The sequence below is a fragment of the Chryseobacterium luteum genome (assembly GCF_000737785.1).
Taxonomy (GTDB): Bacteria; Bacteroidota; Bacteroidia; order Flavobacteriales; family Weeksellaceae; genus Chryseobacterium; species Chryseobacterium luteum.
Genome location: NZ_JPRO01000024.1, coordinates 42,409 through 69,394, shown reverse-complemented (window position 1 = coordinate 69,394; position 26,986 = coordinate 42,409). Strand labels below are relative to the sequence as shown.

Genomic DNA, 26,986 nt, shown 5'->3' with positions numbered 1-26,986 from the left:
GTAATGTGGTATATCATTTTGAATTGTTCTAACACCACATTTTTCTAATTCATTCTTATATGAATTTAATATTTCAAAGGAGCGTGTAAACGCAACTATATGCCAATGTTCAATTTTCATTACATGGTCATAATAAAATTTGATGGCATCGTCTTTGTCAACATTAGACAACATTTGTTGGCTTTTTTGTCAACGTTCAATGTAGTAAACTTCCCATTTCCCGCTATTTGTTCCTAAACACTCAACATCGTCTGATTGTGGTCCACCCATTCCATCTATATAAAATCTATTGCAACCTTCCGCAATAAATATGTCGTATAATTCTCTTAGCTCCATGTTCTCTTAATTGCTGCTACTGGTTTACGGCTTGGCAATGTGGAGAATTTTTAGCACTGAAGTTCAATAGAATTCCCAATGTTGAACCTTGCACGAATGTTTCATAGAAGCACTTCAGCCCCACTATCGGAAAACCCTTGTTAGCGGTTCTTTGTTTTTGTCACTCAACTTGTTTTAATATTTTTTCAGCAATTTGTTCGCAATGAATTTTATTGCCATTCATTCCCATATTTACTGTTTCAATTTCATAAAGATACTTTGCGATTTTTATTTTGTCCGCACCTTGAATTGTCAAACTGAAAATATGTGATGTGTAACCTTGATATTCATCTCTAACTTCTTCAATGTCATTTAGTCCAATTGGGTCCCAATCTTTCCATAGAATTTCATCAATTGCTCTATACAATATCTTTTCCTTTTCTGTCATTTTTTGTTGTTACAATTCCAAATTTTTCAATTGATTTTTTTGTCCTCCCAAATTTGTCGCATTAGTGGTGAGATTTTCCAGCAGTCTTCAATATTGTCGTTGTCAAAGCAGGCCCAATAATGAATAGTGTATTCTTGAAGCTTAAAGTCAGCATGTAAAATTGGTTTGATGTTCTCACAATATTTTAAAAACAGTTCTTCGGTGTTTTGGTATTCTGTCGCCTGAATGATAAATTCCATTAAAATAAATCTCTTATCATCATCTTTTGTCAAGCTGTAATGTGAAATATACTTTTCAATATCGTCAGGATTTCCTTCCGTATAAGACCAGTCCTGCATAGAAGAATCGTGAGGAATATTTAGTTCTTCCGATAACTCATCAATTGCTTTTCTTGTTCCACATCTAAAGTTTGGTTCCATTCCTACTTTTTTCTCTGTTAATGTTTAATTGAAAAACCGCTGTTGAATTTTGCACTTCAGCCCGCCTGACACAAAATCCTTGTTAGTTACAGTATTTTTAATTCTTTTGCTATTTCTATTCTCCAATTTTCTATGTTTTCTGCTTTTGAATTATAATCATCTATAGACAAATTTCGTAACTGAAACAACTCTTTTGATTTTTCAAATCCAATTCTTTCTCCAATAGAAATATATTTCCCCAAAACAATCTCATCGTCAATATGGTCGTCAAAATAATTAATCATTATGTCCATTAACATTAAATCTATATTTCTCCCATAATCTTTGTAGACTTGATCATTCTCAAGCTCAAAATAAATTATTTTTTCAGTTTCGTTGTCCAAAATAAGAACCATAAAACTTTCCCCACAACTGAATATAGGTACAATCCGTTTCCCATTTAATATTTCATAATCCAATATGGTTGGCAAATAAAAATATGCATTGTCTACATCTTCAACTCTGTATTTTAATTCTTCCAGGTTTCCAATATTTTCTATAAATATTTTTGGCAGTCCAAAATTCAGTAATTCTTTTATACGGTTTTCCTTAGGTATAATGTAAGTCATGATATTGTAGTTAACAGGTTCGGGGCTTTCCGATGGTGGAGTAATCGAAACATAAATCTTCAATTTTGCACAAAAGTTCAATCGAAGAAATACCATTGAACTTTGCAGTTTCGCCCCACTATTGCCAAACCCTTGTTGGCTGCTGCCAATCTTACTTAATTCTTTTTTTTAATCCGATTTCCAGGCATCAAACCTCCAAAAATCGTTTAAGTAAAAACTCACTATCATTTGATTTGTTTTTTTGTCTAAGTTAAATTCTACTCTCACGTTTTCGTTTGGAACAAAGAAAGTATTCTCCGCCTGAGGCTGTGCTAATACAGTCGAAATGCCATCTGAGTAAGTAATTTTAATTCCATTTTGGTCTGGTTCGATTTTTACTTTTCCTGTAAAATCATTATTATAAGTACCGAAGTATTTATCCTTTATATTTTCCGTCAATTCTATTCGTGTCGGTTTAGCTGATTGATGCAATGGCCGGTCTTCAATAAGTGATTTTAAGTCATTAAAAGTATAAGATTTACGTCCTTTAGATAGAAGACCAGCGATGTTAGTCTTAACTGTTCCTTGAGGGTCATGCTTTGATAGAAACCAGATGTCTCCAGTAGTGAGGTTTTGAATATTTGAGTATAGCGTACTTTCACCTTGTTTTGTTTCCCGACAGATAGACATCATAGTCTTTAGGTTCGGCTCATTTTCATTTAACAGAGCTATTGCTTTTGGATATCTCCAGCAATATGAGCCATCCTCTTTTCCGCAAATATCAAAATTAGTTGAAACAAGAAATTTCCCTTTCTCAGCTAACTGAATGCCAGATGCACTAATAATAGCAAACCTGCCCTGTCTGTCGGCTACATGCATTTGAGCACTAGTAAAACCTTTTTGAAACCAGTATATTTTGAAGAATTCAATAACTTCCTGAACAGATTTCATTGTACCAAGAATATGAGGCAGAATTTGCTGATCACCCTGAGGAAACGCCTTTTTGCTTTTAGGGTCAAACCCCGTCACTTGATGAATGGTATTAAAATCAAACGTTAATCCAACCTCATTCATACCGCCTTGTATACTACTACCCTCACCAAAGGTCGGTGAGAAATATGAAAGTGTAAAATATCCGTACTTCATTTCCCCAGACTTTGGGAAGACATTAATGAAATTAGCTACGCCAATTTCACCATCCTCATTATTACAAGTCCAAACTTGTCCATTTGAGGCCACAGCACTTACCGTCGTGCATGCATGGATTTTAGTCCAAGATAAAATTGAAAAAGAAAGAGATAAGATAATATAGACAGGGAAGTTAAATTTTCTAGTTGTCGTTCTTCTCATAGAGTTATATTTATTTATGATTTTAGTATGATTTTTTCGAGACGGTTGCAGCCAACGTTTTGGGGCTTGGCGAAGGTGGCGGATTAGAAACACAAATCTTCAATTTTATACAAAAGTTGAATCGAAGTACTGCTATTGAATTTAGCACTAAACCCTCCATTTTGCCAAACTGCTGTTATGTGCCGTATTTTGTCTTTCTGTTTAAGTTTTTTTCTTGATAAAATGTTATTTCATATTCGTCAAATGCTGTCAGCTTTTCGTTGCCGTTAAAATCAAAAATGAATTTCTTTTCAGGGAATTCGTGTTGAAGTTTTGTTGAATAAATCTCACAAAGCTTGTTTCCTAAAAACAAAATTTGTTCATAAGTCACTTCGTCTTTTTTTTCGTCAGACCCAAATAAATCCAAAATATGAATATGATTTAAAACTGATTCAATTTATGCATAACTTTTAATGTACTCTAAATTTTTCCAATTTTCAAAGTTGGTCTTATCAAAATGATTTTTAAATATAATGCAGTCATCATATTCTAAGAATTCAGGCCAAAAAATAAAAGTATAGGCAATGGCAAAATTTACATTTCCTTCACCTACAATCCAATCTTCAACTGAAAAGTCTTTACCATTATATTTTCTCCAATTTGATAAATCAGAGATTAATTTTTCGTCATCCATTTTTTTGCTTCATAAAGTTTAAACGGTCTGGAATATGTTGCTGTGTATGACTGTAAAAAGTCAATTCAAAAAAACCAAAGTCCATCCGCCAAACTGTTATTTTCAATTCTCCATTTGATTTCCAATAAGTCTGCAATGATGTCAGAAAGGTCATCAATTGCGTCACGGATTGCATTGTCTGTTAAGATGTCAATGTCGGAAGTTATGATTTGTCAGAATCTGGAAAGTTCGTTTCGTCAAATTTATATTCTATGTCAAAATACAGATCGTAAATTTTCACGAGGTGTCGTTCCAACAATTTTTCTTTGTCAATTACTGTCAAGTTTGGTTGAAGGCTATACTTGACAATTTCGTTTATTGTCGGAATTAACTCTTTCATTGTAGTGTCATTCTAATATGGCACATAACGTCTTGGGCTTTGCGTTCGGGCGGATTTCGGAGCACAAAAGCTGATATTATTACTAAAGTTCATAAGAAGTACTAAGCTCCAAGTTTGCACTTCAGCCCGCCTGACGCAAAACCCTTGTTAGTGGCAGCCTTTTTATAAGTCGCTTTTTATTTCTTGTTCATTTTGTTTGTCTATTTTCCAATTATTTTGTCTTTTTGATAAATCGAATGATTTTAGAATTGTTTTATTTAAGTTTCTAAAATTAATCACTACGGTTAAATTTAAACTATCCAATGTTTTAGGTGAGTCATCAAAACTTAGAAATGCCTTTTCTGCAATTAGACGCTTTTCAAGATTTTTATTTTTATGTAAAATACTGTCTTCAAGTTGAAAAAGTTCCCCTTCATTTCCTCTTTCTATCCATAAAATTTTCACATTATTGTTTTTTGCAAATACATTTAAAAAGTCTGAATTGTCTAAAATAGTCCCATATTTTTCATAGAACTTAATTAATCCGTTCTTATTCAATTCATCTTCATACATGACATATGCTGTGCCACAACCGAATATTTTTGTACGGTTTTGTACAAGAATAGTGTCGGTTAATTTATTTATTTTAAGTTGATTAAAGAATATTTCATAAGGTGAATTTTTAACAAATTTCTCTTTAGGTGTACTATTTTCACAAGAGCAAACAAAAATAAAAAAAAGCAATTTTAGAATTATAAGTTTATAATCTTTTAATATTTTATATCTTAAATTCATTGGATTAAATTATTTCAAATTTTGTTTTATTATGGGTGTTCTGTTAAGGTTGCCACTAACGTTCCGCCGCTTGGCGAAGTGGCGGATTTAGAAGCACTTATTTTCAATTTAGCACTAAAGTTCATTTGAAAACCTAATGTTTAATATAGCACTGAACCCGCCATTTTGCCAAACTGCTGTTAGCTGATGTGTTTTTTGATGTTTTATTTTAAAAATCGTAGACAATTTTTGTTAACTTTTCTATATGGTACAATAGTAGATTCTGATGCATTACCTTTTACTGTTGCATTTTCATACCCTGAACCATTGTATTCTTTATATAGCACATCTGAGCGATACCAAACTTCATCTCCTTTTTTACAGACAATGAAAGCAATATATTCTTTTCTTAAAATTACACCATATTCGTTTTTAATAATTTTCATTCCATTTTGCTCTAATATTATTTTAAAAGAATATGGGTCGCCATCTTTATAAAAATCCTTAACAGCTTTTAAAGTTTCAGCTTCAAGTTTTGAGTTTAATATATTAGTTTTGGGGAAGCAATCACTTTCTATAACTTTAATATCTTTTGGGACAATTAGGTCGATTTCTCCAACCGCAATAGCTTTATATTTAATATTTTCAAAGTCCATACCCTTTTTTACAGGAACCATTTCAATTTTTAACTTATGTGTACCTGGCGTTAATAAGTTTTGTTCTTTCAAAAGGTCATTGTACATAGTTTCGCCATAAAATTCTTCATTTGTACCATCATTAATATCTGCTCTATAAGTTGGTAATGTAGCCAATTCTTCATTACCAAAACCAGCAGTACTTGTTTCGGTAATTTCTTTCCCATCTAAATACATTTTAAAATATACGGTTGATTGGTAAGAGAAGGATTCTCTAAGATTTTTAATTTCTTTCGGTTTTATTCCATTTTGTTCTGCCTGCAACAACATACTGTTTGCTGGCGAATGTGCTGTAAAAGCTATTATAAAGAGTTTATCACCAAGAGTATATGATTTTATATATTTTGATTCAGGGAGATTTCGTTCAAAATCTTCATTTGAAAATAATACCTCTCCAATGTGGTTTTTGTATTGAATTAAATCAAGTTTTTCTTCTTCAAATAATTTTACGTTTGTTTGTGCTTGGCTACTTAATGAAAGGATAGTAAAAACTCCTATAATAATTTTCTTCATTTTCTGTTATTTATTTATTGTTTTTCTGTTTTATATTCTCGGTAATTTTAACATATCAGCTAACATTTAGATTAGCGAAATTTTTCCGTTTGTAATTACTTGTAAATATTTATATCTCTTTGTGCTTTAAGAGCTTAAAAAATAGTGTGAAATAAGTGAGTGTTCTCATGGTGTGGCTTTAGTTAGTATTTGTTTTTGGTGCTATTAGTTACTTGTTAACTATATATCTAAATAGCATCAATAAATGTAGTAAACTTTCAAAATAAAAAAAAGCGATTTTATAAAAATCACATCTTATCAAGCAAAATCATCAGCAACATCCCTGCATACTTCAGTTCTTTACTTAAATGTTTCAGTGCTTTGGTAATAGGTGCCTCCACCCCTTTTATTGAAAGGCCCATTTCGTAAGCAATATCTTTATTGCTCATATTCAATTGGCGGCTTAGTATTAATACCAGGCGTTGCTGGTTATAGAACTCCATAATTTTAAACTTCAATACTTTCTTCAAGTAAAATGTAGGATTGTTATCTATCTTTTCTTTTTTGGTGTAAAAAGTAATATTTAGCAAAATATACTCCATTTAGTTATCTACATTTATTATTGCGCCTGCTTCAGCCTAAAGTAAATCTTTTTTTGGTTCTCCTCATTATGATGCTCATTATGTAGGCGAAAAAATCAGGTTGCTCGCAATCAAATTTTTCAAACTAGCTTTTAATTTCCTTGCGTATTATTATCGGTGCTTATAAACATTTCATTCGACTCTTCAGCAATTATTTTCAGAAAACGGTCATAGTGCTTAAGTACATCACTGATTAATTCATTTTTGGTAAAATACTGCACATCGTACCCTTCGCGTGAATCACCAAAATAGGTCTTAGGAAAATAAGTCACCTTGCTATCCAGATCAGGTAAATTGTCATCATCCACCATATATTCAGAGACAATCCTTTTGTGCGCTATAACTCCATAGACAAAATTGTTGACAATGTCATGATGGATTTCTAAATTAACCTTTAAAGTGTCCGGTATATAATTGATCTCAACAGTAATTCCGTTTAGTGCAAATTCGTCCTTTAATTCAGTGAAAGCAGGCAGTACCTGGTCTTCCATGAAGGTTTTTACGGACTGTTCCGTCTTAAAAGAAATAATTTTTTTCAGCCGTTCTTTCCAGAATTCGCCTGACCAGGGTATTGTTGAAACAGATAATCCTTTTTCGTAGTAACGGTAGTCGATGACAAGAGCCTTCATCAATGACACCACAAATAAGACCATAATGACAGCAAACGGCAGAGCAGTGATAAGAGTCATTGTTTGCAGCGCTTCCAGCCCACCTGCATTCAGTAACATTAATGACAGTACGGCTAAAAGTATGCCCCAGAATACAATCTGAAGTTTAGGAGATTTACTGGAATTTTTGGAAGATATACTGTCCATCACCAGCATTCCCGAATCCGCAGAGGTCACAAAAAATATCATAATAATTGAAATGACAATAAAACTTAAAATATTGGAAAGTGGCAGATATTCCAGAAATCTAAACATCAGAGCATCAGGATCAGAAACCAAGGCACTTAGTGCACCGTTTGCGAAATTAAAGTCAATCCAGATTGCACTGTTGCCAAAAACCGACATCCAGATAAAATTGAATAATGTTGGGATAATCAAAACTGCTGCAATAAACTCACGGATACTGCGTCCTTTTGAGATTTTTGCAATAAAAAGCCCCACAAAAGGTGACCAGGAAATCCACCATGCCCAATAAAGGATAGTCCAGTTATAAAACCAAGGAAGCGTTTTATCCTCGTACACATGGGTATTAAAAGTAAGATCAAAAAAATTGTTGATATAATTGCCCAGTCCATTGGTAAAACTTCCGATAAGATAAACTGTCGGTCCTAAAATTAAAACAAATAACAGGAGGATAATAACGGCAACGACATTGATATTACTTAAGATCTTAATTCCTTTATTAACACCTGAAACAGCTGATAAAACGGCAAAAGATACCAAAACAATAACGATTAATATCTGATAGATGAACCCTGTTTGCGGCAAAATTTTCAGCGTTTCCAGTCCTGAATTTATTTGAACAACTCCAAACCCCAGCGTTGTTGTAATACCGAAAAATGTACTGCATAAAGCAAATATATCAATAACATTTCCCCATTTGCCTTTGATCCGGTCTTTCAATAAGGGATATAAACAGCTGCGAAGCGATAATGGAAGCCGGTACCGGTACGTAAAGTAGGCTAAACAGAGCCCCACAAGACCGTAAATTGCCCAGGCATGAATTCCCCAGTGGAAAAATGTGTAAAGCTGTGCATTTTTTGCCCTGCTTATCACATGACTTTCAGAAAAAGCATCCGTAGAATAATGCTGCATAGGTTCTGCCACACTAAAATACATCAAACCTATTCCCATACCGGCAGCAAAAAGCATAGAAATCCATGAAAAAAAAGAATGTTCGGGTCTGCTGTCATTTGTGCCCAGTCTAATTTTTCCATACTTACTAAACATCAGAAATACAAGAAAAATCACGAACACGGTAACACACCATACGTATACCCAGTTGAGATTAACAAAAATAAAATTCTTAATTTCATCCAAGACAGCCTTGATCTCAACAGGAAACAGCACCGAGAAAAGACATATTCCTATTATAAATATCAGGCTGGGTATGGTGACACCTTTATCGAACGTAAATTTGAGCTTTGTTTGTTTGGGTGAATTCATAAAAAAGAGAATTGTTAGAATACTTTCAAATATACAGTTTTTACAACAGGCAGTATTATAATTTACGATTCGAAGAGTAAAAAAACGCCTGAATAACATGTTCTTTTAACGATCTGGAATTTCCTATCAATACTTATCCATTTTACATCGTTATCACTGATAACTGTATAAAAAATATTGGCTGATTCTATGATTTTTGTAATATCAAACCATTAATAGTTTCATTATTTATAGACTATCCTATCATTCCCCTCAATACTGTTTCGTAGTTATTTAATCCTGCTTGAAAAGCATTTTTGTACTTTAGTGTTTACTAATCTTTCAAGCATCGTACGGAAAAGCCGTGATATTTTCCACCGTGGTTTCTACCTAAAGCTTCGCTGTCGAATCGCAAATACCAAGCCCAGGCATCTATATCGTCAAAGGCTGTGCTGCTCCAAAATAATAGCGTGCCATTGCTTGAAGGAATAAATCCGCTTTTACCACGAAAACTGCTGTATAAAGCGACGAATCCACTTGAATTTGTTGCACCGGTGTTTGGGACTGACCAAAATTCCGTGCCAGTTGCTTTCATTTTTCCACCCGCTACCATTTCGCCACCAAGAAATTCTGCCAATATCGACCATTCTTTATCTGTTGGTATGTGCCAACCTTTAGGGGATAGTTTACCGGTATTTAATGCGTGCCAATTATACAAAGCGCCTGTAGTTTCCTTATTAAACTTATCATCATTATACCAGCAATATCCTGGTGAATTTAGCTCATACCAAGCCTCAGCCGTATCAACTATCAATGGAATTTCAGTACCATCGTTGTATTTGGTGGTTTTTAAATTTTCCACCATCCATACTTGTGTTCCAATAGATATTGTGTGATAAATATTGCCATCAATATCAGTAACTATGTCTGTGTTCATGTCTATTATTTTTTTGATTGCTGTATGCAAATATATCTCTAAAACTGGTGTACTTTTGATACCAATATCCTAAAGGATACCAAAACGGTTTGTTATGAAAGGAATGACAGAAGAACAGGCATTGAAATATTTACAAGACACCCTGTTTGTCGTAGGCGGAAAGTGGAAGCTCCCAATACTCAGAGCAATACACAGTGGCAATTATCGCTTTCGTGATATACAGCGAAGTATGCCTTTAATTACAACCAGGGTTTTGTCAAAAGAATTAAAACACCTTGAAGAGAATAAGTTAGTAATCAGGACGGTTTATCAATCACCGCTTGCAGTTGAATACAAAGTGTCCCACTACATGCATTCCCTATTGCCTGTTATTAAAGAAATGATTTTATGGGGTAAAAACCACAGAAAGAAAATTAGTGAGGAATGATCCCCGGTTGCATCAATTAAATGATCCCCTAAATTTCAATGGTGAAAGCCTGGTCTTTGTCTTAAACAACTTGCTGAACGACTGCGAATGTTCAAAGCCCAATTCGTAGGCAATTTCATTAACGGACAAATCCGTAGTCGATAATTTTTCCTTGGCCTTTTCAATCAACTTGTCATGTATGTGTTGCTGTGTGCTTTGTCCCGTCAATACTTTAAGTAAACCGCTTAGATATTTTGTCGATATATTTAGGCTACCGGCAATGAATTCAACGGTCGGTAAGCCTTTGCAAACAAGGTCATCACTATTAAAGTAGTCCGTCAATACGTTTTCCAAACGTACTAAGATCTGATGATTGGACTTTTCTCTGGTGATAAACTGACGGTGGTAAAAACGTTCCGAATAACTCAGCAAACACTCAACCTGAGATACAATGATCTGCCTGCTGAACTTATCGATATTTGAAAGGCATTCTTGGCGGATATTATGAATTATGTTGTTGATTGATGCTTTCACTTCCTAAATTGTGCAAACTTGGGCTCGTAAGCGAAAGCACCTGCACGTCTATACCTGTTTCGTCCATCAGTTGAAGGCGTGAACCTTCAATATCTTCCAAACGATTTTCAATTTCACCAAAGTGAAGCTTATGGGTCAGGTCATCTTTACCGGCATTTTTTTGCCATTCATCTTTGACTTCTTTTGTCAGAAAATGTTCTTCTATCGCGATCAGTTTCATTATAGCTGTTGATTTATTAATGCAAAGTTCAGCACAATTAAAAAAACGGCTGTAGTCTAATGTCAGATAATTGTAGTCAAAAGGGATTGATAATTCTATTTCGTGTTAAGGCCCTGCGAAGTTTAGAAAATAAGGTTTAATCATCCCATATCATTACTTTCAATCCTTAAGACTCAGAGATCCATCCCGTTTTGATTCTCCATGACAGGTAGTCTGCATCTTTTCCGTCGATTTCCGGAATATTTTCTACACCGGAAATTCTGCTGATCTCTTCCCGGGAAAGAAGTGGCAAATGTACTTTCAGGCGTTCTTCATTGAGATGGTTTTTATCTTCTACAGGGAATATAGTTCCTTCCCCGGTCAGCTGTGTACCATACCGTTGAGGCTGGCTCTGAAAAACCTGGATCCTGTCGTAGAGATAAGCTATATTTAAAGGATTGATATCATTTTTATTTTCAATCATCATTGTATAACATTCTTTCATAAATTCAGGTTCACCAATAGAATGCTGAATAACCAGCCATGCAGCGTCACCGGCTTTCTCCCCTACTTTTGAAACCGTCGGAAATCCTATACTTTTGATGATTTCCCGAAGCCTTGCTGCGTTTTGCCTGTGAATCAGCTCCATTTCAGGATGATATCCGCCGGAAAGCTTACCCTCAGAAGCCAGTCTTTCTCTGACGGACAGATCTTTTTCAGCCAGCTGAATTAATTCCTTTGAAAATTCTGCATTCATATTTTAAGGTTCACGGATTTCATGATTATTCAATAACGGGTACAGCTTTTCCTTTTCCGGTACGGCTATAATTAAGAGTAAAAATAATAATTAAACCTGAGTAAAAAATATTTTGGAGTATTGTCTTTCAGGAGATTTGAAATTTATCTTTTTGCCACGAATGCACGAATCACAATTAAATTTTAGCTTATTTAAATACAGACTTTTATGGGTGAAATAAAATCACTTCTGTTTCACTTTTCTTTTCAACTCCTTTACCCGTAAAGTCAGCTGTTTTCGCAGATCGCTGTGATATTGTCTGTAATTTTTTATGCTTCTTTCCAATTGTCTCTTTTGAGCCAGATAATCTTCGTACAGTCCACTTAATTCTGAAATCTTAGAAATCATATCAGAAGGCTGGATATCAGGATCACCGGCTGCCTTTTTCAGCAGACCTCGGTAATATTCCATACGGTCTGTTAGGCTGCTGTGAAATTTAGGTTCTATTCCCTGCATGGCTGTTGGTTTATGTATTAAAAAATGGTCACTTTCCGATGGCTGCAGAAGGCGTATCACTTTGAAATAAAATTTTAACACTTTGGTCCAAAGCATTTTTGCCTGCCGATTTTGAATAAATATTGTTCAAGGCGGACGAAATTAAGGTTTCTTCTGAATCTCCCAACGGAAGCAGTGGCAGAGAAGCATATTCACCGGCTGCAATCTGTGGGGAAATTCCGTTGCTGTAAGCTCCTTCTCCATTCGCATTGAAAACTTTATAAATAACGGGATGAAGCTGCCATGAGATTTTTTTTGGTTTTCTTTTGTCTTCTACCATAAATCCGGCCATATCTTTACCCAACGTCACATCTCCTACCTGGATGACCTGCATATAAGGTTTAAGATTATTGATCACGATCTCCGAGGCTGAAGCTGTACTGTTGGATGTAAGAACATATACTTTATTCAGATTCAAAGCATTAGAACGAATACTATTGAAATCAAGGGCATTAGGATCGTAGGCTATCTGCTCGGCAAATGTTCTTTTTACTTCGCCCCCGTTTTTGTTTCCTTTATAGATAATGAATGGAGATGATGGTGAAATTGCCTGAGGAATCAGTGAACAAAGGGCAGCAGCAGAGGATACCGAGCCTCCGTAATTGTACCGCAGATCCAGAATCAGTTCCTGTACTCCCGCTGTTTTGAACGCAGCAAATTTTTGGTTCAGAGCCGGAGTCATTCCATCCGGGAAGTCATAAATATAAAGGTAGCCTGTTTTTTTACCGTTTTTTTCAAATATTTTAGACTCCAGGGGCTGCTCAAAAGAATAGCCGTAATACACCGTAATGTTCTTTTCACCGGCAACAGCGTTATTTTTCCACTGGCCTACTCTCAATTCTATAACGGTCTGGTCTTTAATGGCTGAGGTTAATTCTTCTGCATTAGCTGCGGTGATAGCTTTACCGTTGATCTTTGTGATCATCATCCCTCTTTCCAAACCTGAATTGAATGCCGGAGAATTTTTCATGACAAGTTTTACCGTCGTCGCTACATTTCCATTGGGCAGCTGTACAACGGCATAATCAAAACCATACATATTCCTTACAGAACGCGGATAGGAAGAAGGATCCTGGGTATCTACAGCAAAAGAAAAACGGTCCTGAGAAGACAACAGGCTTTTAAAAAAATCTTTCACCGGAAGATGATAATCGGGTTTAGCCGGCATTTGGTCTGCCCAGTAATAATACCTTTTCATGCTGTCCTGCACCCAAAGATTCACAGATTCTGTACTTCCTTCCGGAAAATCAGGACCGTCATCGTTATTATTGCATGATAATATAAAGACGGAAGCCAGAACGAGCAGTATTAACTGAAATTTAAAATATTTTTTCATAGAACGGCTGTCATTACAGATAATCAGCTACATCAATATCTCCTTTAACGGTCAGTACCCCGTTTTCTATTTTTTCCTGAAGAACGATCAGGTTGGCTCCCATATCCTGTTTTATTTTTACTTTAATGGTCTCAGATCCGGTATAGGGAACGGAAGTCCCGGGCTGATACAGTTCCAGGTAAACCGGAGCCGTATTGCTGAAAAAGCCATATATTTTTACTGCCGTGAAACTATCTTTTCCAATAGTCTCAAATTCTGCAAGCACTGCCCCATTCTCTCTTTTCAGAATTCCTTTTACATTGGTGAGCGTAGTGCCGGAATATTCACCCAGGTTGGGGAAAATGAGTTCAAAACCGACTTTCCCAAGATTAACCTGTGGTTTTACGGCTGAAGCCTGGAGAAAGATGCCCGGAAGATTGAAGAAATTCAAAGTCTTGTAGTCATTGATATTGTCATAAGTAATATTATAATGGGCAACCTCGAGGCCTGTTTCATTGTTGTAGATTCCCAGCCTGTCTGTTTCGCCTTCATCCAGGACAAAATCAAGTCGGGTTTCTATTTTATTGGTGTAGGAAGTGCTTCCGTTGATGGATACCGGAGTTCCGTTAAGCCTCAGCTGAATCACATCCGGCTTTGAGTATCCTTTGATATTGACCTCAGCTGGTTTCTGCGATTTGTCAAACGGCTGCATAACGTTATTGTCCGAGCAGGAAGCGCATAGTATAAAAAACAGCAGTGCAATGAATTTATTCATTTATATTATTTTAAATTATAAAATCTACCTTAGAAATATTGTCCCGCCCGGTGAATGTGCGGGACAATAGGATAATTATAAAAAAACTAAGAGGATATATTGATGATCAAAAATTCTCTGCGGGGAAGCTTCAAATCTGTTTTGATCAATTAAAGTTTTCATGGTTATTTCCTGCAGGATCTTCTACAGGCTGGTGGATAATGATTATTTTTTGATAAACTTCAGTCTTTCCGTGGTTTTTCCGTCAGAAACTTCTGCTATATACATTCCTGTATTCAATGATGCTACATTGAGAGATCTGCTATATGGAACTGAAAGTACCTTTTGTCCGGCTACATTGTAAATGGTAACTGAAGTAGTGTTTTCTTTAAAGTCAGGATTAAGTTTAAGCTGAAGTAATTCCTTTACAGGGTTTTCTTCTATTTTCGTTAAATTGTCTTTTTTCTTTACGTCTTTTGTGCTCAGGAATGATGAAGCATAAATGGCCATTTCATCGATATTAATATTCTGCAGGTTATTACCGCTCGGCTTTCTGTTGGACCATAATCCTATATAGATTTTTTTGCCTGCAAATGCTGAAATATCAACAAGGTCTTCTGTAAACTGGGTAAGATCACTGGAGAAAGGATTATCTGTAGTTCCTGCTATGATCCGGTACGGACTTGGAATATCGTTTCCTCCTGAATCCACCGTCATTGCCTGAAAATCTGCCAGATCAGGAACCGGCTTTTGTGGTGTGCTTACAAAAATAAAAAGATCACGGCCCAGGTTAAGATGTGACGTTCTCTGTCTTCCGATATAAGCTGCCAGGCTGATTGTTCCTGATGCTCCTTCCAGATTGATCTGCGGAGAAATGATCCAGTCGTTTTCGGCACCGAAACCGGCAGCATTTCCTGTTGGAACCAGACTTACAGAATAACGGAGAACACCGGATGTGCCATAAGTCAAAGCAGTACCGTTATGATAGATATTCTGTCCCTGAACCCATCCGTTTCCGTTGTTGTTAAGGTCATGGGCAGTCCATCCCTGAAGGTCAGCCGGATTGTCAAAAGAATTGCTCCATACCTGAAACTGCGCAGCCGCAGCCTGTGATACCAATACAATAGATAATAAAAATAGTTTTTTCATAATACTGATTTATTAGAGTTTTTTTGAATAATAAAAAAAGCAGGGGAAGACATGGGAAGCTTCCCCTGCATTTAAAGTTTTATTCCTGAATAGAGAAGTTATATTTCGTCCATGCACCCTGGAAGTTTCCACAGTTTCTAGGAGATACGTTCCATGGTCCGTCGTTGAAGAACGGCTGGCTCATACCCCATGCTGAAGCTGTAGTTCCTGTCAATAGGTTTGCAGCAGGGATTGATGCTGTTCCTGTACCTGTAACAGAAGTTGTAAATCCGTGTACCTTGATCGTGCTGAAAGTGGAAGCTGAAGAAAGTTCAGAACCTGTACCTTCTACTTTGATTCCTACAGGATATCCTGTTACAAAAGCGTTGTTTAACGTCAGTTTACCACTTCTTCTGATGTGGATCCCGTTTTCGTAAGCTGAACCTTGTCCTGCTATTCCGTTTTTAGCCCCAATGATTGTAAGATTGTTGATCACTGGATTTGTAATAAGCGGTGTAGAAGTACCTTCTGCGTTGTTATCAAGCTCGATACCGTTAGAGTCCGGGCTGGATCCGCTAAGACTGTGTGTAGAATTGTAATCTGCCAAAGCAAGAGCACAAGTAATGGTTCCAGTATATCCGTTGTCGAAATCAAAGTTATCATCATCCGCAGCAAAAGAAACCAGGCTAGAAGCATTAACAGTTCCTCCGAAGAATTCGAAAGAATCATCTTTACCGTAAGATACCTGGATGTGGTCCAATGTAGTTCCGTTTCCTACTCCTCCTAAAGTAAGACCGTTGATCTCGTTTCCTGAGTTTGGAGCGAAAAGATCGAATCCTGCAAATTCAATACGGACATATTTCAAAGTTCCTGCATTATGAGATGCATTGGTACCTCCGTAAAAGAAATCCGAACCGCTTAATCCTTCAATAGTTTTAGTAGAAGGTGTATTGGTAGGAGCATCCCCTAAAATAATAACACCACCAAAGTCACCGGGAGCAGCCGTTGTATCTTCGTTTCCATCTAACAGTTTATGACTTGTAAAAATAATAGGCTGAGATTCTGTACCGGTAGCATTGATCTTACCTGTTTTAGAGATTACCAAAACTCCTGTAGCTGTATTGGTTGAGTTGGGTTTTGCTTTAATGAAAGTTCCAGGCTGGATCGTCAATGTAGCACCGCCTTTAACAGTTACGATACCGTCAAGCTCTACAACACCGCTCCAAGTTGTATTGGAAGTGATAGCACCGCTTACTGGGGTTACAGGAAGTGCAGATGCCGTAATATATTCAGCAGACGCAGACTTCATTTCGAAAGGAGTGGAAGAATCTGCCAAATGGTCATTCTGACAAGCTGTAAGAGATAATGCTGCAAAAGCAATTAAAGTTAATCTTTTCATTGTTATAATTTTTAATAAATCCGGGTTATGGTTTTTCAGTCCGGAAATTTTTAATATTTAGGAACATCCGCCTCTATATTCCTGCGATTTGGTTTTATGTTTACCAGGCATTCCAGGAGGGGCTGTCCTGCCGGGTTTCCCTGCTTATCCGCTGCTATCCGGGAACAATAACAGCGATCGGTTTTTATCTGATCCGGTACTGCTGTGCGCATCATCAGTATCGTTCCGGGTCGTCCTCAGGTTTCCGAAACCTGTACATTGCCATTATTAAGAGCTCTTTTTATCTTATTATTTTTAAGCAGGTAGCATAGTTGCTTGGTTGGTCTGCTTTTAAAGTTTTTATTCTAAAATTGAAAAGTCATATTTGGTCCAAATTCCCTGGAAGTTTCCACAGTTTCCAGGCGATACGTTCCATGATCCGTTGTTGAAGAACGGCTGGCTCATCCCCCAGGCTGAAGCTGTAGTTGCTGTCAACAGGTTTGCAGCGGGAATTGATGCTGTTCCTGTACCTGTAGCAGAAGTTGTAAATCCGTGTACCTTAATCGTGCTGAAAGCTGAAGCAGAAGAAAGTTGAGAACCTGTCCCTTCTACTTTGATTCCTATAGGATATCCTGTCACTACAGCATTACTTAATGTTAATTTACCGTTTCTTCTGATGTGGATACCATTTTCATAGGCTCCCCCCTGCGATGAAACTCCGCTTTTGGCTCCTATAATTACAATATTGCTGATCACAGGATTTGTAATGAGGGTTGTAGCAGTACCGGTATAGTTGTTATCAAGTTCAATCCCGTTAGAATCAGAAACAGGACCGCTCATATTCCAGGAATGTGAAGAATGGTAATCCGCCAGTGAAAGTGCACAGCTAATAGTTCCTGTGTATCCGTTATCAAAATCGAAATTATCATCTTGTGCAGCAAAAGAAATTAAATTTGAAGCATTTACTGTACCTCCATAGAATTCGAAAGAATCGTCCTTACTGTATGATACCTGGATGTGATCTAATGTAGTTCCGCTTCCTACTCCTGCTATTGATAAAGCATTAATTTCATTACCGGAGTTCGGTCCTAAAAGATCATAACCAGCAAACTCAATACGTATATATTTCATTATTCCTGCGTTATGACCTGGATTTGCTCCTCCGAAATAATAATCGCTAAAACCAAAACTCAAACCTTCAACAGATGTTGTAGAAGGAACATTGGTAGGAGCATCACCCAACAGGATCACCCCACCAAAATCTCCCGGAGCAGCAGTGGTATCTTCATCTCCATCCAACAGCCTGTAGCTTGTAAAAATAATAGGCTGCGATTCTGTACCTACAGCATTGATCTTCCCATTTTTTGAGATCACAAGAACTCCTGTAGGACCATTATCATTATTTGGTTTTGCTTTTATATAGGTTCCTGGAAGGATTGTTAATGTAGCCCCATTTTTAACCGTTACAATTCCATCGATCTCAATAATCCCACTCCACGTTGTGTTGGATGTGATATCACTACTGACCGAAGTTACAGGTAAGGATGAAGCTGTAATATATTCTGCTGAAGTCCGCTCCATTGCGAAGGAAGAAGAAGAATCTTCTAAATGCTCATTCTGACAGGCTATAGATAGTGTTGCTGCTGCAATCAAGATTAGTTTTTTCATTGTTGTAAGTTTTTTTAATGAATCCTTTATATGGTTATCCGTTTAAGCAGGTTTAAAAAGTATAATTCACACTTAGGCCGAATGTTCTTCCGCTGTACGCACGAAACATGATCTTATCAATATTTTTGTCATATTTATTGGTGGCACCGGGTAACAGTTCCCAGGCTTCCCTTTCTGTTGATATAGTACTTCCTGCGGGTCCTTTCGGTACAGAATAGGAATTGAAATTATTATAGAATTCTTTCACCCTGTTAAAAAGATTTTTCACATTCAATTTCAGCTCAAGATTTCGGTTTCTCAGGAATTTATAGGAAAGCTGGGCATCGGCTACAGCATAAGAACGCTGTATCTCTTCGCCGTTGTAAGCATACCCTACCGTGATGTACTGGTCTCCTTTGGCATTGTATAAAAAACTGGCTCCCAAACGGTTTCCGTCGTAGGTCATTCCTAAATTGTAGGCATAAGGAGTCTGTCCGTACAAGGGTCTCTCCACTTCATAGGTTGCATCGTCATCGCCTGTTTCATACTGATCTTTGAAAGCAATTACTTTGGTACTGTTATAGGTGAAATTTCCATTTATAAAAAGTTTTTCCAGCAGTGCTCCTCCAATAAAACCAAGACTTTTTCTTACCTCTACTTCAACTCCTTTCAGCTTTGCATTTTTAGAATTTCCATTATAAAGGTAAAGGTTGCCCTCACTGGACAAATGCCCTTCACGCTCAATGGGTTTATCAATATCCTTGTAATACAGTCCCATAGAGAATATTTCGCCAAGTCCCGGAAACCATTCAAATTTGAAATCATAATTATTGACTACCGATGAGGTCATTTCTGTGTTATAGATCAGACCGTTGGCTATCGGATCAAAATAAGGCAGTCCGGTTCTTTCATTGAACTGGGGACGGATCACTGTTTTATTATAGGCAAGCCTTACGTTTATTTTGTTCGTTGGGCTGTAGGTAAAATTGGCCGAAGGCATCCATTGCCATGGTTTGTCTTCTACAGCAGCTTTATTTATATTCTGGTTATCCGAAATATCTATCTGCTGAGAAATAAGATCGTATTTAAAGTATTCTGCACGAAGTCCCCAAACCAGCCTTAATTTATTACTCCATCTATTGTCAAACATCACATAAAATGCATTCTGGGTTACTTTCCCTTCATATTTATCATTTTTGTACATGGGCCTGGTCTGCCATCCAATGCCTCCCGGAATATATTGAGAGCCGTCAAACCAGCCTGCAAGAGACCCATACATTCTCAGATGGTTCTTTTCACTGTTCGGAACATCCCTGTTTTCATCTACTCTTAAAAAAAACTTCTGTTGCTGATTGGTATTATTTTTTATAACCCCTGCATAGCCTGCCTTAATATCAGTTTTAAAATTTCCTGTATCTATATTCCATTTCAGGGAAGCACCATAGTTGTAATCCGTTTCTTTGTTGGCAATGTAACCTCTGTAAAAATTGGATCCGGTGTTATAGATCTCGTGATAGTTAAGGATATCCATACCAATAAAGTCATAGTGGCTTAGGTATTGTGTGTAATCTTTTGTATCAGATTTCACGCCTGTTCTGGCTGCAAACCAGTTGATATCCACATTTTTTATTTTGTGATTTCCTTCCAGCTTATTCTGCAGAAGGGTCTGGTAGATAGGATAATTGGTATTGTCGGTATAGGGTTTATCCAGACTTTTGATCTGTGCAGGATCATTATTGGGAATGACTCCGTTATAAAAATAGTTATAGGATGCTTCTGCGTTCACTGCCATTCCACTGCCACTGGTATACTGGTTCCAGCCTGTCACTCTTGTCAGCGTATTATCATAAATATGGGTATATGAATTACGGAATGAAATTCTGTTTTTTCCCAGCTGCAGTCCAAGATTAAACATTCCGGCTACTGTAGAGTTGTAATTGTAGGAAGCCCCTTTATTTTTAAAATTGTAAAATGTAATGGGATCAATTCCTTTCTCCTGCCATTTTGGGTCGTATGGTGACGTAGTATCCAGCCAGTTTCCTCTTCCGGTATGATCTATGTCCAGCTTATTCTGCTCATTTCTTACCGTGAAAGCACCTGCAAAACCCCATTTATTATTATTTTTAAGGTCAAATGTTCTTCCTAAAGCCACCTGCAGATTAGATCCCATGTCTCCTGTGGTACTGAAGGTAGAAAAATTATCATTCGTGAATCTCCTGGACTGTTCAAAAAACAGCGGGTTATTCCAGTCTGTTGCTTCAAGGCCTTTCGGAAAATCTCTGGTTCCGTCATCATAGCCGAAATAATCATATTTTCCGCGTTTATGGGTCAGAAATTCTTTAAATGCCGACTGATCGTTATAGGAAGTTCCCATGCTGACGGTCGTAAAGTTTTCATTGGGAATATCTTTGGTTCTTACTTCTACATAACCTCCGGCAAAGCTTGCATTCATATCCGGAGTTGCCGTTTTGCTCACCACTATGCTTTCTACCATAGCGGTAGGAATAATATCAAATGAGAAGTTCTGGTTATAGGCTTCCGTGCTCGGAAGGTTGATTCCATCCATAGCGGCTGTATTCCAGCGTTCTCCCATCGACCGTACCACTACGTATTTGTTGTCTATGGTCGTTATTCCTGTTACTCTTTTAAGGGTTCCGCCCACATCATTATCCGGTGTTTTGGCGATCTGTTCGGCGGAAATACCATCACTCATCTGGGCTGCTTTTTTCTGCTGGGCGAGAAGCCCGGCCTGGGTGTCTGCTTTTCTGGTTCCGGTAATCACTACTTCCCTGATGTCCGTGATCTTATCTGATGCCTGCTTCATGGCAAATGAGACCGTATTGGTTTCATTATTGCTGACCGAAAGCTTTTCTACCCGCAGCGGACTGTATTTTGAAGCTTTTACCGTTAAAGTATATATTCCGGAAGGGAGATTTACTACAAAATCACCGTTATTATCTGTAAGGACAGTCTTTTTAGCAACCGTCACCTCAGCTCCGGCAACAGGATTTCCTACTTCATCCACGATCTTTCCGGTGATCCGCCCGTCTCCGGTTACAGAGATGCCTGTTCCTTCATATTTTATTGAAATAAGATCTCCACGAAGGCGGAATGCCACCGGAAGCCCGTCTGTAATGTCTTTAAGACAGTTATTAACAGAAGCATTTTCACATTTTACGCCTTTTACCTTCAGCTCTTTAATATCCATTTTAGAATAGGCCAGCCTCATTCCTGTTTTTCCGGCAAAATCTTCCAGAACCTCAATCAGAGGCCTGCTTGCCGGGACAGAAAATGACACTTTCTGAACCAGTTCCTGAGCTTCTGCTGCTACCGTAAAAAATACTGCTGCAACGGTAAGACCGTATTTCAATCTTTTCATATGTTCCAATTCTCTTTGATTAAAAGTTTTTATTTTCTTTTTTAGTGTTAGTTTTCCAGGGTGGTTTTATTTCTTCAGGGTGTAGATATGATCTTCTCTATGTACATCAAGTCCCAGGATGAAGGCCAGCGCTTCCATATTTTCATCGGCTGTTCCTCCTGTGAAGTCTGCCGTGATCCTCTTGTCAGCTGTTTCTTTCGGATACAGGATCCTGATCTTATAGTTAGTCTGCATCACATCTGCCACTTCTTTGAAGGAGACATCATTAAAGCTTAATGACAGTAGCTCAGCTTTCTGTTTTCCGGATTTCTTTTCTGTTGCAAGTGAAATCACTGCAGCGGTATGAGCGATCCCGAAATTCGTCCATTTCTGGTTGGGCTTCAGATAAGAAACAGGGGTCCCGGCATAGGATACTGCCACTTTTCCTTCGTAAAGCTGTACGGATTTATCTTTCCCGGACTGTGAAATTTTAAAAACGGTTCCCAATACTTTGGTACTGAAACCATCTGCATGGACAATGAAAGGGTGTTTTTTTGATTTTGCCACAGAAAATATAGCATCCCCTTTCAGATCCACCATCCTCGTAGAAGCTGGAAAAGACTGGTCTACCGTAAGTTCTGCACCTTTCAATAAGGTCACTACGGAACCGTCTGCCAGATAGACTTTCCTGATTCCGGAATCGGCAGTATATGTAGCAGGTTTAAAGAAAGTATTATAGGTAAGAATTCCTCCTAATGACAACAATATTATGATTGCAGCGGCAGCTGTATAAGCGTATTTTTTTAATGGATATATTGGAGCGGTTTTTACCGGTTTGATAAAGTAAAGTTCCAGCGCCGACAAAACTCTGTCTTTAGATTCTTCCATGTGGATCTTATCAAGATCTTTTTCTGTAAGGATTTTCCATTGGTTTAAAATTTCAGCTTCTTTTTCTGAGATCTTCTCTCCGGAAACTTCCCTCTGCCAGAGCTTAAAAACAAATGCTTCCGTATTCCTGTATTTTTGGTTTTTCATAAAATATTTCATGGTATTCACAGATACTTCTACCTATAAGACTGTGAAAATGGAAAACTTCCCCAGGCGGCTCTTAATATTGTATTCACATTACAACCAGCTTGCTAACAATTTTAATCTGTTTTGATATTTTCTCAACATTTGATTCACATTTCGGGGATATTTTTCAGAAATAATTAATTTTGGAGTACCTAAAGTTCATAAAAAGTTAATTTTCCTTTAGGTAATTTTGCATCAACGATATGAAGCCTACAGACTATACGATACTAAAGGAAATAAAATCAGGCGACCGTCCTGCATTCATGCTGCTTTATGAGCGGTATTGGGACAGTCTTTACCGTTTTGTTTTTATGAGGACGAGGGATAAGGAGATGTCTGAAGAACTGCTGCAGAACCTCTGGATAAAAATACTGGAAGACACCGCTTCCATACAGACGGATGAGTCAGAAAGCGCAAAAGGCTACCTGCTCCGCTATCTTCATTACCGGATCATCGATCATTACAACAGCTCTAAAAAGATACCATCCACCATTAGTATTGATGAGTTTGATCCTACCGGGGAAATGGATATATCGGATACGGAATATTTTGAAATTATTGAGGAAAATGAGATCTCTGCTTTATTAACTATGATTGATGAGGTTGTTTCAAGGCTTCCTTCTACCGAGCAAAGTGTGTACGATATGAGGATCAGGAGAAATATGTCTGTTCATGAAACGGCAGAAGCATTGGGAATCAGCAGTAAAACGGTAAGTAATAAGCTAAGTAAAGCTTTAGGGGAAATAAGGGATCAACTGAACCCGGAATACCAGTCTTCTAAGAAACTGATATCTATACTGATGCTGATGGAAATACTGACGAAGTACTGAAACTGATACCGGAAAGGAACTGGATCCGATCATTTAGATTTTGGCTAAAGCCAGAGCTTTGCGGATATTTTGAAAGCGGGCTGAAGCCCGCCCTAACAACAGAAACTTTATAAGGAATCACCCACTAATTTTATATACACACCGCTGACCGCCGGACAGAATGTGGCTTACCCTTTCTACCTGATAATTTTTGCCGATGAGGTTACGGAAATTGGACAGTTCGGCACGGCAGAATCCCTGGCATTCGGCAGCGGCGGCACAGATCGGGCAGTGATTTTCTATGAGGAAATAATCATTGCCTTCTTTTGTCCATTCTGCCATGTAGCCTTCTTCGCTGCGGACCTGCACCAGCACTTCTAAACGTTCCTCGAGAGATTCTGCTTTTATCAGGGCTTTTTCATATCTCCCGTAAGTATTTTTTTCCCTGTCATTAATCAGCAGATCCAGTGCATTTTCTCCTAAAAGGTTTTTTACAGACCGGAGAATCTGGACCGTTACATCAGCATGGGAATCGGGAAACTGTGACAATCCTTTTTCTGTAAGGGTATAATAGGTAGATGGCCTCCCCACTCCTTCACTTTTTGCGACAGATCGGATGAGTCCTTCTTCAGCAAGGTTCAGTAAATGCTTGCGCGCCCCTTCTTTTGTTATGGAGAGTTCTTTAGAAATCAAAAGCGATGTGGCCTCGCCTCTCATTTTTAAGAACATAAGGATACGGTCGACTGCCGGTTTCTTCATTTGACAATATTTAAGTTGTTTTATTTTGCAACAACAAATATAGTCATTTTCTATAATCTTCAATTTTAAACATTAAATAAATCATAATCAAATAATTACACTAAAATCAACAAAGTTAATAAAACAACAATAAAGTTGTTTTATTAAAATATATGATTACCTTTGAAACACATTAATCAAAAAAATAAAACAATGAGCACATTTACACTTCCCCAGCTTCCTTATGCTTACGATGCACTGGAACCGTTTATAGATAAAGAAACCATGACCATTCACCACCAGCGCCACCATCAGGCTTATGTGGACAACCTGAATGCAGCATTGAAGACCTCTGACGAAACTTCTGATGACCTGGATTCAATCCTTCAAAGGATCAGCGAATACAGCCCTGCGGTAAGAAATAATGGAGGCGGACATTTTAACCACTCTCTGTTTTGGGAGATCCTTTCCCCACAGCCCAGACTAAATCCTGAAGGAAAGCTGGCAGAAGCCATCAACACTACTTTTGGAAACCTTGAAACTTTTAAAGCTGAAATGAAAAAAGCAGGTCTCGGACAGTTCGGATCCGGATGGGTATGGCTATTTGTAAAATTCAGCGGTTCACTGGCTGTCGCTTCCACTCCAAACCAGGATAATCCGATGATGGATATCCAGTCCGTGAACAGAGGGTTTCCGATTCTTGGGATTGATGTGTGGGAACATGCCTATTATTTAGCTTACCAGAACAAAAGAGCAGATTATCTTGATTCTTTCTGGTCTGTTTTAGATTGGTCAGCCGTAGAAAAGAAATACGAAGAAGCTTTGTCAAAGATCAAATAAAACACGTCTAACAGGTTAATTATGGATCAGAAAATTCTTATCAACAAAGCAGAAACTTCCGGAATCATTGCCTTTGATCTTTTAAAATATAAACCGACGGTAGAAATTGTGGAGCTGGATATCAAAGACCATCTTTTCATGGGAATGATCGTAAAGGAGAAGGAATTTAAAGAGTCAATTACTGCTGTAGATTTTTCTGTATACAACGAAAAAGCTGTAGCGATCGTTTGTTCTACGGATGCCATTATTCCCCCGTGGGCACTGATGATGTTAATGGAAAAATTGTCTCCGTATACTGTTTATGCAGATTTAAACAATGCAGAAACCATCCTGCTGGACCTCTGGAAACGCCGCCTTATGTATGCCGACCTGAAATCCTACAGAAATCAGAAAGTTGTGGTACGGGCAGGGACAGATTATGATCCTTCCCTGTATTTATTAGCAGCCGGACTTCTGAAACCTTTTGTCAAAACCCTGATGTATGGTGAAATAGGCCTGCCGAAAGTAATTTTTAAAAATTAACAATGAAAGCAATTATATTTAACGGCTCTCTGGAAAGAGGGTCCGAATCCACTTCCGGACGGATTTCCCAATATTTCTTGGAAAGACTGGAAAAATCAGGTTTGCAGACGGAGATTTTTACACTGGCAGATTCAGGAATTCCGCTTTTTGATTTATCACTGACTAAAAAACCATTGGCTGTAGAACGTATGACACAGCTGTTTTTGGAAGCTGATGTCCATTTCTGGCTCGCCCCGCTTTATCACGGGAGCATTCCGGGAGTAATGAAAAACTGCCTGGACTGGCTTGAAGTTACAGCCAGTCATTATCAGCCTTATCTTACGGATAAAACGGTGGGGCTGGTTTGCTGGGCAGATGGTCTGCAGGCTATGCAGGGCATCAATACGATGGACGCAGTTGCCAAATCTCTGCGGGCATGGCCTCTTCCTTTCAGCATACCGATTGTCAGGCCGGCATTATTTGATCAGGAGGATCCAACAAATATATCAGCTCTCTATTCTGATAAATTTGACAAACTGATCAGCATTGCTACCACAAAAAGGATAGAAAGAATATAATAACAAACAAGAAGAACGAAATTAGAATCAAGTAAAAGGTACGGACGGAAATAACCACGAACTGACCTGATCAATGCTTGCAGCCAATTGTTTTTTTCATTTAAGTTATGTTTAGACAGAGGGATTTCCGAAACTAAATGTGAAGGAAATCCTTTTTTTTAAAGCAATTTTGTAAAATCTGAATTTATTATGGCTATTACAATAACCGACGACTGCATCAACTGCGGAGCCTGCGAACCTGAATGTCCTAATTCAGCCATCTATGAAGGTGCTGCTGACTGGCGGTGGCAGGATAAAACAAAACTTTCGGGAAAGGTAATTTTCCCGGATGGTACGGAAACCAATGCGGAGGCCTACCAACAGGCTTATGCGGATGACATTTATTATATTGTACCGGGAAAATGTACGGAATGTAAGGGATTCCATGATGAACCGCAGTGTAAAACGGTCTGCCCGGTAGATTGCTGCGTAGATGATCCTGAGCATCGTGAAAGTGATGAAACCTTATTCAAACGGCAAGAGTTCCTGCATCACTAGAGTCTTAGCTTAAACACGGATAACACCAATTTTTCACACCAATAATCACAAACTGTGATTTGAATAATGAGTAAGTCCGCGAGAGTTTTACCAGTCATGGATGAAAATCAAAAGAGG

27 protein-coding genes and 1 pseudogene are annotated in these 26,986 nt (G+C 37.8%); 6 read left to right on the top strand and 22 right to left on the bottom strand.

Annotation, left to right across the window (positions count from 1 at the left end):
• Positions 1-496: 496 nt before the first annotated feature.
• From IX38_RS19380 to IX38_RS19330, 10 genes are all read right to left on the bottom strand, one after another.
• The gene (locus tag IX38_RS19380) at positions 497-763 is read right to left on the bottom strand and encodes a hypothetical protein (RefSeq protein ID WP_034707604.1); all 267 of its coding nucleotides are present in this window, start codon (positions 761-763) and stop codon (positions 497-499) included.
• 26 nt (positions 764-789) lie between these two features.
• Positions 790-1,182 carry a hypothetical protein gene (locus tag IX38_RS19375; protein WP_034707603.1) on the bottom strand — a complete coding sequence of 131 codons (393 nt, stop codon included), beginning with the start codon at positions 1,180-1,182 and terminating at the stop codon, positions 790-792.
• Positions 1,183-1,268: 86 nt separating this feature from the next.
• Positions 1,269-1,853, bottom strand: coding sequence for a hypothetical protein (locus IX38_RS19370; RefSeq protein WP_228378009.1), 585 nt, complete (start codon positions 1,851-1,853; stop codon positions 1,269-1,271).
• Between the two features lie 105 nt (positions 1,854-1,958).
• Entirely contained in the window at positions 1,959-3,119 is a 1,161-nt protein-coding gene (locus tag IX38_RS19365) for an Ntn hydrolase family protein (RefSeq protein ID WP_131368720.1), read from the bottom strand.
• 436 nt (positions 3,120-3,555) lie between these two features.
• The gene (locus IX38_RS19355) at positions 3,556-3,792 is read right to left on the bottom strand and encodes a hypothetical protein (protein WP_034707599.1); all 237 of its coding nucleotides are present in this window, start codon (positions 3,790-3,792) and stop codon (positions 3,556-3,558) included.
• A gap of 541 nt (positions 3,793-4,333) precedes the next feature.
• On the bottom strand, positions 4,334-4,945 hold the full coding sequence (locus tag IX38_RS19345; RefSeq protein ID WP_034707597.1) for a hypothetical protein: 612 nt from the start codon (positions 4,943-4,945) through the stop codon (positions 4,334-4,336).
• A 203-nt stretch (positions 4,946-5,148) separates the two neighbouring features.
• Positions 5,149-6,132 carry a hypothetical protein gene (locus tag IX38_RS19340; RefSeq protein WP_034707596.1) on the bottom strand — a complete coding sequence of 328 codons (984 nt, stop codon included), beginning with the start codon at positions 6,130-6,132 and terminating at the stop codon, positions 5,149-5,151.
• A gap of 287 nt (positions 6,133-6,419) precedes the next feature.
• Positions 6,420-6,614, bottom strand: coding sequence for a sigma factor-like helix-turn-helix DNA-binding protein (locus tag IX38_RS22465; protein WP_228378008.1), 195 nt, complete (start codon positions 6,612-6,614; stop codon positions 6,420-6,422).
• A gap of 230 nt (positions 6,615-6,844) precedes the next feature.
• Entirely contained in the window at positions 6,845-8,866 is a 2,022-nt protein-coding gene (locus tag IX38_RS19335; RefSeq protein WP_034707595.1) for a BCCT family transporter, read from the bottom strand.
• 313 nt (positions 8,867-9,179) lie between these two features.
• Complete coding sequence (locus IX38_RS19330; RefSeq protein WP_051884918.1) at positions 9,180-9,782, bottom strand: fibrobacter succinogenes major paralogous domain-containing protein; 603 nt, start codon at positions 9,780-9,782, stop codon at positions 9,180-9,182.
• A gap of 94 nt (positions 9,783-9,876) precedes the next feature.
• On the opposite strand from IX38_RS19330, the gene IX38_RS19325 reads away from it, so the two are divergent.
• A complete protein-coding gene (locus IX38_RS19325) occupies positions 9,877-10,209 on the top strand; it encodes a winged helix-turn-helix transcriptional regulator (RefSeq protein ID WP_228378007.1) in 333 nt (110 codons plus the stop codon).
• 12 nt (positions 10,210-10,221) lie between these two features.
• Here the strand turns inward: IX38_RS19325 and IX38_RS19320 are convergent.
• The 11 genes and pseudogenes from IX38_RS19320 to IX38_RS19270 form a co-directional block, all read right to left on the bottom strand.
• A pseudogene (locus IX38_RS19320) lies at positions 10,222-10,710 on the bottom strand (helix-turn-helix domain-containing protein); the annotation flags it as partial.
• The gene (locus IX38_RS19315; RefSeq protein ID WP_034707594.1) at positions 10,691-10,942 is read right to left on the bottom strand and encodes a hypothetical protein; all 252 of its coding nucleotides are present in this window, start codon (positions 10,940-10,942) and stop codon (positions 10,691-10,693) included. The gene IX38_RS19315 and the pseudogene IX38_RS19320, both read right to left, overlap by 20 nt.
• Positions 10,943-11,108: 166 nt before the next feature.
• Complete coding sequence (locus IX38_RS19310) at positions 11,109-11,678, bottom strand: DUF6624 domain-containing protein (protein ID WP_034707593.1); 570 nt, start codon at positions 11,676-11,678, stop codon at positions 11,109-11,111.
• A gap of 222 nt (positions 11,679-11,900) precedes the next feature.
• The gene (locus tag IX38_RS19305; RefSeq protein ID WP_034707592.1) at positions 11,901-12,173 is read right to left on the bottom strand and encodes a hypothetical protein; all 273 of its coding nucleotides are present in this window, start codon (positions 12,171-12,173) and stop codon (positions 11,901-11,903) included.
• Between the two features lie 28 nt (positions 12,174-12,201).
• Positions 12,202-13,548, bottom strand: a complete 1,347-nt coding sequence (locus IX38_RS19300; RefSeq protein ID WP_034707591.1) for a S41 family peptidase — start codon at positions 13,546-13,548, stop codon at positions 12,202-12,204.
• Positions 13,549-13,561: 13 nt separating this feature from the next.
• On the bottom strand, positions 13,562-14,302 hold the full coding sequence (locus IX38_RS19295; protein WP_228378006.1) for a hypothetical protein: 741 nt from the start codon (positions 14,300-14,302) through the stop codon (positions 13,562-13,564).
• 204 nt (positions 14,303-14,506) lie between these two features.
• On the bottom strand, positions 14,507-15,430 hold the full coding sequence (locus IX38_RS19290) for a T9SS-dependent choice-of-anchor J family protein (RefSeq protein WP_034707590.1): 924 nt from the start codon (positions 15,428-15,430) through the stop codon (positions 14,507-14,509).
• A gap of 79 nt (positions 15,431-15,509) precedes the next feature.
• Positions 15,510-16,808, bottom strand: a complete 1,299-nt coding sequence (locus IX38_RS19285) for a hypothetical protein (protein WP_034707589.1) — start codon at positions 16,806-16,808, stop codon at positions 15,510-15,512.
• Positions 16,809-17,147: 339 nt separating this feature from the next.
• Entirely contained in the window at positions 17,148-18,455 is a 1,308-nt protein-coding gene (locus tag IX38_RS19280; protein ID WP_034707588.1) for a hypothetical protein, read from the bottom strand.
• Positions 18,456-18,507: 52 nt separating this feature from the next.
• Positions 18,508-21,813, bottom strand: a complete 3,306-nt coding sequence (locus tag IX38_RS19275) for a TonB-dependent receptor (protein WP_034707587.1) — start codon at positions 21,811-21,813, stop codon at positions 18,508-18,510.
• A 66-nt stretch (positions 21,814-21,879) separates the two neighbouring features.
• Positions 21,880-22,827 (bottom strand): FecR family protein, encoded by a 948-nt coding sequence (locus IX38_RS19270; protein ID WP_228378005.1) that lies wholly within the window; start codon positions 22,825-22,827, stop codon positions 21,880-21,882.
• 242 nt (positions 22,828-23,069) lie between these two features.
• On the opposite strand from IX38_RS19270, the gene IX38_RS19265 reads away from it, so the two are divergent.
• Positions 23,070-23,696, top strand: a complete 627-nt coding sequence (locus IX38_RS19265; protein WP_034707585.1) for an RNA polymerase sigma factor — start codon at positions 23,070-23,072, stop codon at positions 23,694-23,696.
• A 117-nt stretch (positions 23,697-23,813) separates the two neighbouring features.
• Here IX38_RS19265 and IX38_RS19260 read toward each other — a convergent pair whose 3' ends face one another.
• Positions 23,814-24,434, bottom strand: coding sequence for a helix-turn-helix transcriptional regulator (locus tag IX38_RS19260; protein WP_034707584.1), 621 nt, complete (start codon positions 24,432-24,434; stop codon positions 23,814-23,816).
• A gap of 192 nt (positions 24,435-24,626) precedes the next feature.
• Between IX38_RS19260 and IX38_RS19255 the strand changes: the two genes are divergently transcribed.
• The 4 genes from IX38_RS19255 to IX38_RS19240 all read left to right on the top strand — a co-directional run bounded on the left by IX38_RS19255 (position 24,627) and on the right by IX38_RS19240 (position 26,869).
• On the top strand, positions 24,627-25,253 hold the full coding sequence (locus IX38_RS19255; RefSeq protein ID WP_034707583.1) for a superoxide dismutase: 627 nt from the start codon (positions 24,627-24,629) through the stop codon (positions 25,251-25,253).
• A 21-nt stretch (positions 25,254-25,274) separates the two neighbouring features.
• Positions 25,275-25,775: a DUF2480 family protein gene (locus IX38_RS19250; protein WP_034707582.1), complete on the top strand. Its 501-nt coding sequence runs from the start codon at positions 25,275-25,277 to the stop codon at positions 25,773-25,775.
• Positions 25,776-25,777: 2 nt separating this feature from the next.
• Positions 25,778-26,332, top strand: coding sequence for an NADPH-dependent FMN reductase (locus IX38_RS19245; RefSeq protein ID WP_034707581.1), 555 nt, complete (start codon positions 25,778-25,780; stop codon positions 26,330-26,332).
• A 189-nt stretch (positions 26,333-26,521) separates the two neighbouring features.
• Positions 26,522-26,869 carry a 4Fe-4S dicluster domain-containing protein gene (locus IX38_RS19240; RefSeq protein WP_034707580.1) on the top strand — a complete coding sequence of 116 codons (348 nt, stop codon included), beginning with the start codon at positions 26,522-26,524 and terminating at the stop codon, positions 26,867-26,869.
• The last annotated feature ends 117 nt before the right edge of the window (positions 26,870-26,986 follow it).